Annotated in this window: 7 protein-coding genes and 1 tRNA gene; 2 read left to right on the forward strand and 6 right to left on the reverse strand. The window is 70.9% G+C overall.

All coding sequences use genetic code 11. The features are described 5' to 3' along the window. Positions 1 to 84: 84 nt before the first annotated feature. Positions 85 to 447, forward strand: coding sequence for a hypothetical protein (locus tag J2W20_RS09130; RefSeq protein ID WP_307006215.1), 363 nt, complete (start codon positions 85 to 87; stop codon positions 445 to 447). Positions 448 to 508: 61 nt separating this feature from the next. Here the strand turns inward: J2W20_RS09130 and J2W20_RS09135 are convergent, their stop codons facing one another. The 3 genes from J2W20_RS09135 to J2W20_RS09145 all read right to left on the reverse strand — a co-directional run bounded on the left by J2W20_RS09135 (position 509) and on the right by J2W20_RS09145 (position 2166). Further along, positions 509 to 733, reverse strand: a complete 225-nt coding sequence (locus tag J2W20_RS09135) for a hypothetical protein (RefSeq protein WP_307006217.1) — start codon at positions 731 to 733, stop codon at positions 509 to 511. Beyond that, entirely contained in the window at positions 730 to 1923 is a 1194-nt protein-coding gene (locus J2W20_RS09140) for an inorganic phosphate transporter (protein WP_307006219.1), read from the reverse strand. The genes J2W20_RS09135 and J2W20_RS09140 overlap by 4 nt, the downstream gene beginning before the upstream one ends. A gap of 161 nt (positions 1924 to 2084) precedes the next feature. Beyond that, a tRNA-Leu gene (locus J2W20_RS09145) sits at positions 2085 to 2166 on the reverse strand. Positions 2167 to 2248: 82 nt separating this feature from the next. Between J2W20_RS09145 and J2W20_RS09150 the strand changes: the two genes are divergently transcribed. Next, the gene (locus J2W20_RS09150; RefSeq protein WP_307006220.1) at positions 2249 to 2875 is read left to right on the forward strand and encodes an ANTAR domain-containing response regulator; all 627 of its coding nucleotides are present in this window, start codon (positions 2249 to 2251) and stop codon (positions 2873 to 2875) included. A gap of 95 nt (positions 2876 to 2970) precedes the next feature. Here J2W20_RS09150 and pyk read toward each other — a convergent pair whose 3' ends face one another. From pyk to gltB, 3 genes are all read right to left on the reverse strand, one after another. Next, a complete protein-coding gene (pyk, locus tag J2W20_RS09155) occupies positions 2971 to 4479 on the reverse strand; it encodes a pyruvate kinase (RefSeq protein WP_307006221.1) in 1509 nt (502 codons plus the stop codon). A gap of 99 nt (positions 4480 to 4578) precedes the next feature. Further along, complete coding sequence (locus tag J2W20_RS09160) at positions 4579 to 6039, reverse strand: glutamate synthase subunit beta (protein WP_307006222.1); 1461 nt, start codon at positions 6037 to 6039, stop codon at positions 4579 to 4581. Beyond that, entirely contained in the window at positions 6032 to 10651 is a 4620-nt protein-coding gene (gene gltB / locus J2W20_RS09165; RefSeq protein WP_307006223.1) for a glutamate synthase large subunit, read from the reverse strand. Before gltB ends, J2W20_RS09160 begins: the two co-directional genes overlap by 8 nt. Positions 10652 to 10697: the final 46 nt, after the last annotated feature.

Raw genomic sequence — 10697 nt, forward strand, 5'->3', positions numbered from 1 at the left:
CCAGCCTAGCCACGGCCCGGCGGCTTTCCCAGAACCCGCCGCGGCGCGTGGACGTGGCCGGCGGGCGGCGCTAGCGTCGGGACCATGGATGCCGAGAACCCGAACGCCAGCAGCCCGTCCGCCGACCGCGCCCCGCAGGAGGGCGGCTACGGCAGCCCGGCCCCCGAGGAGGAGGTGCCCCAGGGAGCCCCCGCCGGGGGCGCCGCCCCGCAGGGGTCGGCCACGAACGAGCAGGAGCAGGACACCGCAGTCCGGGACGCCCAGGATCAGGGCGGCTCCGAGTCCCGCGAGCAGCCGCAGGCGGACCTGGCCGAGCCGGAAGAGGCCCCCTCCACGGACGCCGACCTCGACGAGGGCAATACCGAGGACCACGGGCACCGGGAGTCGTTCTCCTCGGAGTCGGACGAGGACGGCTCGGGCCTGCCCGAGGGCGGCGAGCACGCCTGACTCCGGCCGCCGGGCCCGGGGCGGGCGCGCCGCCCCGGGCCCGGCGGAGAGGCGGGATGGCCTAGTGGAAGTACGGGATGACGAGGTAGACGCCGTACAGCACAGCGGCTCCGGCGAGCGCGTAGCTCACGCCCGATCCGGTGCGGAGCAGGGCCCGCCGGCGCTGCTGCGCGGGGTCCCGCGCCTCGCTCCCGAGCCGGATGGCGAGGGAGAAGAACAGCACGATGCTGCCCGCACCGAGGATGGTCGCGATCGCAACCACGACGAAGGCTCCCCAGTCGATCACCGGGCTTCCCCCTTCTGACGGCGCTTGCGCTTGCGCGGGAACTCCACGGCGTCTCCCGCCTCCTCGACCTCGACGACGTTGTGGTGGCCCACCCGCTGGCGGTTGTTGAGGTAGAACATCCAGGCGATGGCGGCGACGCCGACCACGACGACCAGGATCACGCCGGGCGCCCCCAGCCCCATGAGCAGCGCGGCGGCGGCACCGACCACGGCGGCCGCAGGGAGCGTCAGGACCCAGCCGAGGGCGATCCGGCCCGCGGTGCCCCACTTCACGGAGGTGCCCCTGCGCCCCAGCCCGGACCCGATGACCGCGCCGCTCGTCACCTGCGTGGTGGACAGCGCGAAGCCGAGGTGCGAGGAGGCCATGATGGCTGCGGCCGTGCTGGACTCGGACGAGAACCCCTGGGCCGGGCGCACCTCGGTCAGGCCGGTCCCGACCGTCCTGATGATGCGCCAGCCCCCCGCGTAGGTCCCGACGGCGATCGCGGCCGCACAGGCGACGATGACCCAGGCCTGGGGACCCGTCCCCGGCTTCTGCAGGCCCCCGGAGATCAGGACGAGCGTGAGGATGCCCATCGTCTTCTGGGCGTCGTTGGTGCCGTGCGAGAGGGCGACGAGGCTCGAGGTGAACACCTGCCCGATGCGGAAGCCGCCCCGGCCCTGCCTGAGCTTCTCCCCCGTCTCGCTGTCCCGCCGGGCCGTCACGGCGTAGGCGATGCGGGTGCACAGCCACGCCGACGCGCCGGCGATCAGCGGCGCGGCGACGGCCGGGAGGATCACCTTGGCGAACACGGTGCCGAAGTTCACGGAGTACAGCCCGATGCCGACGACGGCGGCGCCGATCAGGCCGCCGAAGAGCGCGTGCGACGAGCTCGAGGGCAGTCCGCGCAGCCAGGTGAACATGTTCCACAGCACGGCGCCGATCAGGCCGGCGAAGATGATCTGCGGGGTGATGTGCACGCCGTCGGCACCCTCGCGGATGAGGCCGCCCGAGATGGTCTTGGCGACCTCGGTGGACAGGAAGGCCCCCACGAGGTTCAGCACTGCCGCGAGGGCGACCGCCTTGCGCGGGGTGATCGCCCCGGTGGCGATGGGGGTGGCCATCGCGTTGGCGGTGTCGTGGAAGCCGTTCGTGAAGTCGAAGAAGAGCGCCAGTACGATGACCAGCACGATCATGGTGGTGATGTCCACCCGTCGTCCCCTCAGGTTGTGGTGAGGCTGATGCGCGACCCCGGCCACCATCTGTTCATCCGATGTTCGGCGCAGATCTGTTGGCGGGCGGCGGGAATCGCTCCGGACCATCCTATACAGCGCCGGGCGCCCCGGCCGTGCCGGGGCGCCCGGCGCCCGGGTGCCCGAGGTGGGACTCGAACCCACACACCTTCCGATACCGCATTTTGAGGGCGGCGCGTCTGCCAATTCCGCCACTCGGGCCCAGGGCCTCCCCATGGCCTGCCCGTCCACTGTACCCGGTAGGATCTGAGGCAGGAACATCCGTCTGCCCCAAGGAGCCAGCGTGTCAGACAAGACCCCCCAGACGGCGCCGGCCGCCGAGAAGGCGACCGCCGCAGCCCCCGCCCGCCGTGTCGTCGTGGCGGAGGACGAGACCCTCATCCGCCTCGACATCATCGAGATCCTCCGCGGGGAGGGCTACGACGTGGTCGCCGAGGCCGACAACGGGGAGCGCGCGGTGGAGCTTGCCGAGGAGCTCAGGCCCGATCTCGTCCTGATGGACGTGAAGATGCCCGTCATGGACGGCATCACGGCGGCCGAGAAGATCGTGAAGGCCCGGATCGCCCCCGTGGTGCTCCTCACGGCCTTCAGCCAGAAGGAGCTCGTGGAGCGCGCGCGGGACGCCGGCGCGATGGCCTACGTCGTCAAGCCGTTCACGCCCAATGACCTCGTCCCTGCCCTCGAGATTGCGCTCTCGCGCCACGAGGAGATCAAGGCGCTCGAGTCCGAGGTCACGGACCTCAAGGAGCAGTTCGCCACGCGCAAGCTCGTGGAGCGGGCCAAGAGCCTCCTCATCACCAAGATGGGCCTGACCGAGCCCGAGGCCTTCCGGTGGATCCAGAAGACCTCGATGGACCGCCGCCTGAGCATGCGCGAGGTCTCGGAGACCATCATCAACCAGGTCACCTGACCGGCGGCCGACACGCCACGAGGGCGGCACCCGGGATCCCGGGTGCCGCCCTCGTGCTGTGGGAGCGCCGCCCGCCGGGCGGGCGGCGCGGCCCCCTAGAGCTTCTCGCGGCGGGGCTCGGTGGGCAGCGGCCAGGGGCCGACCTGCTCGCGTACCGGCGCCGGGGCGCCGTCGAAGGCCTGCCCGGCGTCGGCGACGTCGCCCACCTTGTGCACCCGGAGCATATTGGTCGAGCCGGCGACCCCGGGCGGGGAGCCGGCTGCGACCACCACGATGTCGTTGAGCTCGGCGAGGTCCGCCCGGAGGAGGTACTCGTCGACCTGGGCGATCATCTGGTCCGTGTGCGCGGCGAAGTCGACCATGCGGGGCTGGATGCCCCAGCACAGGCTGAGGGTGTTCAGCGTCGAGGTCAGCGGCGTGAACGCGAAGACGGGCTTCTGCGGGCGCAGGCGGCTGAGGCGTCGGGCGGAGTCGCCGGTCTGGGTGAAGGTGCAGATGTACCTCGCGTCCAGCTGGTCCGCGATCGCCACCGCGGCCCGCGTGATCGCACCGCCGCGGGTCTTGGGCTGCGAGCCCAGCGGCGGAACCCGCTCGAGGCCGTGCTCCTCGGTCGATTCGATGATCTTCGCCATCGTCTGGACGGTCTCGACCGGGTAGGCGCCCACGCTGGTCTCGCCCGAGAGCATGACCGCGTCGGCACCGTCGAGGACGGCGTTGGCGCAGTCCGAGGCCTCGGCCCGGGTCGGGCGCGGGTTCTCGATCATGGACTCGAGGACCTGGGTCGCGACGATGACGGGCTTGGCCCAACGGCGGGCCAGCTCGATCGCGCGCTTCTGCACGAGCGGGACCTGCTCGAGCGGCAGCTCGACACCCAAGTCGCCGCGGGCCACCATGATCGCGTCGAACGCGTCGATGATCTCGTGCAGCTGCTCGACGGCCTGGGGCTTCTCGATCTTGGCGATGACCGGGACCCTGCGGCCCTCCTCGTCCATGATCGCGTGCACGCGCTCGACGTCGCGGGCGTCGCGCACGAACGAGAGCGCGACGAAGTCCACGCCCCGCTTGAGCGCCCAGCGCAGGTCGGTCTCGTCCTTCTCGCTCAGCGCCGGCACGTTCACGGCCACGCCGGGGAGGTTGATGCCCTTGTTGTTGGACACCGTCCCCCCGACTGTCACCTCGGTGACGACCTTGACATCGTCGACCGCCGTGGCGCGCAGGGCGACCTTGCCGTCGTCGATCAGGAGGGCGTCGCCGACCTTCACGTCCTCGGTCAGGCTCTTCAGCGTCGTCGAGCAGATGTCCTTGGTGCCGGGCACGTCCTCCGTCGTGATCGTGAAGACGTCGCCGACGGCGAGCTCGTGCGGGCCGTCGACGAAGCGCCCGAGGCGGATCTTCGGGCCCTGGAGGTCGGCCATGATGCCCACGGCCTTGCCGAGGTCCGCCGCAGCCTTGCGCACCGTCTCGTAGGTCTTGTCGTGCACCGAGTGGTCGCCGTGGCTCATGTTCATGCGGGCCACGTCCACCCCCGCCTTGATCACGGCGACGGTGTTCTCGTAGCTGGAGATGGCCGGTCCGAACGTGGCCACGATCTTCGCGCGTCTCATATACCTACCCTAGGTCTTGTCCGGTGGACAGCGGTTGCTGGGGATGTGAACAGCTGGGGAGCTGCGCGGCTCCCGGCGCGGGGCCGGGAGCCCCGCGCCTCACAGGACCGTGATGGCCCGATCGGACGGCGCGACGGGCGCCGGCAGGATGGTCGAGCCCATGAGGTGGCGGTCCACGGCTGCCGCAGCGGCGCGGCCCTCCGCGATGGCCCAGACGATGAGCGACTGGCCGCGGCCGGCGTCGCCCGCTACGAAGATGCCGGGCACCTCCGTCATGTAGTCGGCGTCGCGGGCGACGTTCCCGCGGTCGTCGAAGCCGGCCTGGACCTGCTCGGCGATGCCGGCAGGCTCGGCGCCGGTGAAGCCGAGCGCGAGGAGCACGAGGTCCGCGGGGATGATCCGCTCGGTGCCGGCCTTGGGCAGGCGGCGGCCGTCGACGTACTCGGTCTCGGCGACCTTGATGCCGGCGAGCCGGCCGTTCTCTCCCACGAACTCGACGGTCGAGGCGAGGTAGGTCCGCTCGCCGCCCTCCTCGTGGGCCGTGGCGACCTCGAAGAGGGTCGGGAACATCGGCCAGGGCTGGTGCGCGGGCCGCTCGGCCGGGGGCTGCTTGCCGATGGCGAGGGTCGTCACCGAGGCGGCCTGCTGGCGGTGGGCGGTGCCGATGCAGTCGGCGCCCGTGTCGCCGCCGCCGAGGATGACCACGTGCTTCCCGCGGGCGTCGATCTGGCCGGGCACGGTGTCCCCCGCGACCGCCCGGTTGGACTGCACGAGGTAGTCCATCGCGTAGTGGACCCCGTCGAGGTGGCGGCCGGGGATCGGCAGGTCGCGCGGCACGGTGGCACCGGTGGCGATGACGACGGCGTCGTAGCGCCTGCGCAGCTGGTCCCAGCTGACGTCCTTGCCCACCTCGACTCCCGTGCGGAATCGGGTCCCCTCCGCCTGCATCTGGGCCAGGCGGCGGTCGATGACGTCCTTCTCCATCTTGAAGTCCGGGATGCCGTACCGCAGCAGTCCGCCGATGCGGTCGTCCCGCTCGTAGACCGCGACGGTGTGGCCGATCCGGGTGAGCTGCTGGGCGGCGGCCAGTCCGGCCGGGCCGGAGCCGACGACCGCGACGGTCTTGCCTGTGAGGCGAGCCGGCGGGAGCGGCTCGACCCAGCCGGCGTCGAACGCCTCCTCGGCGATCGAGACCTCGATCTGCTTGATGGTCACGGCCGGCTGGTTGATGCCCAGCACGCAGGCGCTCTCGCAGGGGGCCGGGCACAGCCGTCCGGTGAACTCGGGGAAGTTGTTGGTCGCGTGCAGCCGTTCCGAGGCGTCCTGGCCCTCGCCGCGCCGGGTGAGGTCGTTCCATTCGGGAATGAGGTTCCCGAGCGGGCACCCGTGGTGGCAGAACGGCACGCCGCAGTCCATGCAGCGGGAGGCCTGCCGGCGGAGGACGGTGCCCTCCTGCCGGGCCTCGTACACTTCCTTCCAGTCCATGATGCGGACCGGGACGGGGCGCCGCTGCTGCGTTTCACGCTGGCGCACTTTCATGAATCCGCGTGGGTCAGCCACCGGTCACCTCCAGGATGCGAGACCAAACTTCTTCGCCGTCCGGGTCCAGGCCCTCCTCGAGGGCCGTCAGACGGGTCTGCAGCACCGCTGCATAGTCGCGCGGGAGGACCTTGGTGATCCTGGCCGCGGTGTCGTCGAAATTGTCGAGGAGCCGCTGGGCGTGGGCGGAGTCGGTCTCCTCGATGTGCTTGACGAGCAGGTTCCGGACGATGTCGCGGTCCTCGTCGTCGAGCTCGATCAGCTGCAGGTCCCCGGAGTCGAGGGCCTGCTTGTTCACGCGGCTCGGCTTGAGGTCGAGCACGAAGGCGGTGCCGCCGGACATGCCGGCGCCGAAGTTCCGCCCGGTGCGTCCGAGGACGAGCGCCTGGCCGCCGGTCATGTACTCGCAGCCGTGGTCGCCGATGCCCTCGACGACGGCGGTCGCGCCGGAGTTGCGCACGAGGAACCGCTCGCCGACCTGTCCGCGGAGGAACAGCTCGCCGCCGGTGGCGCCGTAGCCGATCACGTTGCCCGCGATCACGTTGTGCTCCGCGGGGAACACGTTGGTGCGGTCGGGCCGGACGATGATCCGGCCGCCGGAGAGGCCCTTGCCGACGTAGTCGTTGGAATCGCCGAACAGGCGCAGCGTGATGCCGGTCGGGAGGAACGCACCGAGGGACTGGCCCGCGGTGCCGGTGAGCGTGATGTCGATCGTGTCGGTGCCGAGGGTCTCGATGCCGAACGTCTTGGTGACGCGGTGGCCGAGCATGGTGCCGACGGACCGGTCCGTGTTGACCACGGGCAGGCTGATCTTGACCGGGGTGCGGTCCGAGAGCGCCTCGGCGGCGAGCTCGATGAGCCTCACGTCGAAGTGCTTCTCGAGCTCGTGGTTCTGGCCGGTCGTGTTCCGCAGGGGCGCGTCCTCGTCGAAGTCGAGGCCGGCGAGGATCGGCGTGAGGTCCAGGCCCTCGGCCTTCCAGTGGTCGATCGCGTCCTTGGCCTCGAGGACCTCGGAATGGCCGATGGCCTCCTCGATCGAGCGGAAGCCCAGACGGGCGAGGATCTCGCGGATCTCCTCGGCGATGAACTCGAAGAAGTTGACCACGAACTCCGGCTTGCCGGTGAAGCGGGCGCGCAGCTCGGGGTTCTGCGTCGCGACGCCCACCGGGCACGTGTCCAGGTGGCAGACGCGCATCATGATGCAGCCGGAGACCACGAGGGCGGTGGTGGCGAAGCCGAACTCCTCGGCGCCCAGGAGGGCGGCGATGACGACGTCGCGGCCGGTCTTGAGCTGCCCGTCGACCTGGACGACGACGCGGTCCCTCAGCCCGTTGAGCATGAGCGTCTGCTGGGTCTCGGCGAGGCCGAGCTCCCAGGGCACGCCCGCGTGCTTGAGCGAGTTCAGCGGCGAGGCGCCGGTCCCGCCGTCGTGCCCGGAGACGAGCACGACGTCGGCCTTCGCCTTCGTCACGCCGGCGGCAACGGTGCCGATGCCCACCTCGGAGACGAGCTTGACGTGCACGCGGGCGCTCGGGTTGGCGCGCTTGCAGTCGTAGATGAGCTGGGCGAGGTCCTCGATCGAGTAGATGTCGTGGTGCGGCGGGGGCGAGATGAGGGCCACGCCCGGCGTCGAGTGGCGCGTGCGCGCCACCCACGGGTAGACCTTCTGGGCCATGAGCTGGCCGCCCTCGCCGGGCTTGGCGCCCTGGGCCATCTTGATCTGGATGTCGTCCGCGTTGGTCAGGTAGAGGCTCGTCACGCCGAACCGGCCCGACGCGACCTGCTTGATGGCCGACCGGCGCTCGGGGTCGAGCAGCCTGTCGACGTCCTCGCCGCCCTCGCCCGTGTTCGACTTGCCGCCGAGCCGGTTCATCGCGATCGCGAGCGTCTCGTGGGCCTCCTTGGAGATCGAGCCGTAGCTCATCGCCCCGGTGGAGAAGCGCTTGACGATCGACGAGACCGGCTCGACCTCCTCGATGGGGACGCACGGGCGCAGGCCCTCCTTGAACCGCATGAGGCCGCGTAGGGTCATGAGGTTGCGGGACTGGTCGTCGATCCCCTCGGTGTACGCCTTGAAGACGTCGTAGCGGCGCTCACGGGTCGAGTGCTGGAGCCGGAACACGGTCTCCGGATTGAACAGGTGGGGCTCGCCGTCGCGGCGCCACTGGTACTCGCCGCCGCCGAGGAGGGGCCGGTGCGGCTGCTCGATGCCGGAGGGCGGGTAGGCCATCTCGTGGCGCGCCGCGACCTCGGCCGCGATCACGTCGAGGCCGACGCCGCCCAGCTGGCTGTGGGTGCCGGCGAAGAACTCGTCGACGAGGTCCTGCGACAGGCCGAGGGCCTCGAACGTCTGCGCGCCGCAGTAGGAGGCCACCGTCGAGATGCCCATCTTGGACATGATCTTCAGGACGCCCTTGCCCAGGCCCTTGATGAGGTTGTAGACGCCGTCCTCGGCGCTCACGCCCGGCAGCTCGCCGCAGCGGATCAGCTCCTCGACGCTCTCCATGGCGAGGTAGGGGTTGACCGCGGAGGCGCCGTAGCCGAGGAGGACCGCGACGTGGTGGACCTCGCGGACGTCGCCGGCCTCGACCACGAGGGCGGTCTTGGTGCGGTTGGCGCTGCGGAGGAGGTGGTGGTGGACCGCGGAGAGGAGCAGGAGCGACGGGATCGGGGCCCACTGCGCGTTCGAGTCGCGGTCCGAGAGGACCACGTACTGCACGCCGCGGTTGATCGCGCCCGAGACCTGCTCGCAGATCTCGGTGAGGCGGGCGCGCAGGGCTGCCTCGCCGCCGTCGGGCCGGTAGAGCCCGCGGATCTTGATCGCGATGCGGTCTCCCGCGTTCTCGCCGGTCTCGGAGACCATGTTGGCGATCTTCGCGAGCTGGTCGTTGTTGATCACGGGGAACGGCAGGACGACCTGCCGCTCCTTGACGCGGCCGGTCCCCAGGAGGTTGCCGTTGGGCCCGATCGCGCCGTTGAGGCTCGTCACGAGCTCCTCGCGGATGGCGTCCAGCGGCGGGTTGGTCACCTGGGCGAACGACTGCACGAAGTAGTCGAAGAGGAGTCGGGGGCGCTTCGACAGGACGGCGACCGGGGTGTCGGTGCCCATGGCGCCGATCGGCTCGGCGCCGGTGCGGGCCATCGGCCCCACGAGGATGCGCAGCTCCTCCTGGGTGTACCCGAAGGTGCGCTGGCGCACGTTGACCGACTGCGGGGTGTGGACCACATGCTCGCGCTCGGGGAGCTCGTCGAGGCGGATGACGTTGCCCTTGAGCCACTCGGCCCAGGGGTTGGTCCCGGCAATCTCGGCCTTGACCTCCTCGTCGTCGATGATGCGGCCGGCCTCCGTGTCGACCACGAACATCTTGCCCGGCGAGACGCGGCCCTTCTTGACCACGTTGGCCGGCTCGACGTCGACCACGCCGACTTCCGAGGCGAAGACGACGAGGCCGTCCTCGGTCACCCAGTAGCGGCAGGGTCGCAGTCCGTTGCGGTCCAGGGTGGCGCCCACGAGGGTGCCATCTGTGAAGGAGACGGCGGCCGGGCCGTCCCACGGCTCCATGAGGAGCGAGTGGTACTCGTAGAATGCGCGGCGCGCGGGATCCATCGAGACGTGGTTCTCCCACGCCTCGGGGATCATCATCATGATCGAGTGCGTGATCGGGCGGCCCGAGAGCCACAGCAGCTCCGCGACCTCGTCGAACGAGGCCGAGTCGGAGGCTCCCGGGGTGCAGATCGGGAACAGCTCCTCGGGCACGTCGCCGAGGAGGGGGCTGCTCAGCTGCGACTGGCGCGCGCGCATCCAGTTGCGGTTGCCCTTGACCGTGTTGATCTCGCCGTTGTGCGCGATCGTGCGGAAGGGCTGGGCGAGCGGCCAGGACGGGAAGGTGTTCGTGGAGAACCGCGAGTGCACGATCGCGAGCTTCGTCGCGAAGCGCTGGTCGGACAGGTCGGGGTAGAACGGCTCGAGCTGGGCGGTGGTGAGCATGCCCTTGTACACGATGGTGCGCGAGGACAGCGACGGGAAGTAGACCCCGTACTTGTTCTGGGCGCGCTTGCGGATGCGCCACGCGCGGGCGTCCAGGTCGTTGCGGCCGAGCTCTTCGCCCGTGGCGGAGGCCAGGAACGGCTGCTCGAAGCGCGGCATGCAGGCGCGTGCCATCGCGCCGACCAGCTCGCCGACCACGGGGACGCTGCGCCAGCCGAGGACCGCCAGGCCCTCGGCCTCCGCGAGCGACTCGATGCCGGCGCGGGCGGTGGCCGCCTCGCGGTCCTCGGTGGGGAGGAAGGCGATGCCGACGGCGTACTGGCCCGGGGCCGGGAGCTCGAAGTCGACGACGGCGCGGAAGAACTCGTCCGGGATCTGGCTCAGGAGGCCCGCGCCGTCGCCCGTGCCCTCGTCGGCGCCGACGGCACCGCGGTGCTCGAGCGCGCGCAGGGCGTGCAGCGCGGCGTCGACGATGTCATGGCCGGCCTCGCCGCGCAGGGTCGCGACGATCGCGAGACCGCAGGCATCCTTCTCGGCGTCAGCGTTGTAGAGCCCCGAGGAGGGAGGCAGTGCGGCGAAGCGTTCGAAGGGCGAGATCACCGTCTCGGGCTCCTGCGCTGCGGCGCCGTGGGTCGGGTGAGTCATGACGTAACGTCCTTCCTCCTGGTCGATTCGCGACAGGGGACAACGT

The sequence above is a fragment of the Sinomonas atrocyanea genome (assembly GCF_030812675.1).
GTDB lineage: Bacteria > Actinomycetota > Actinomycetes > Actinomycetales > Micrococcaceae > Sinomonas > Sinomonas atrocyanea_B.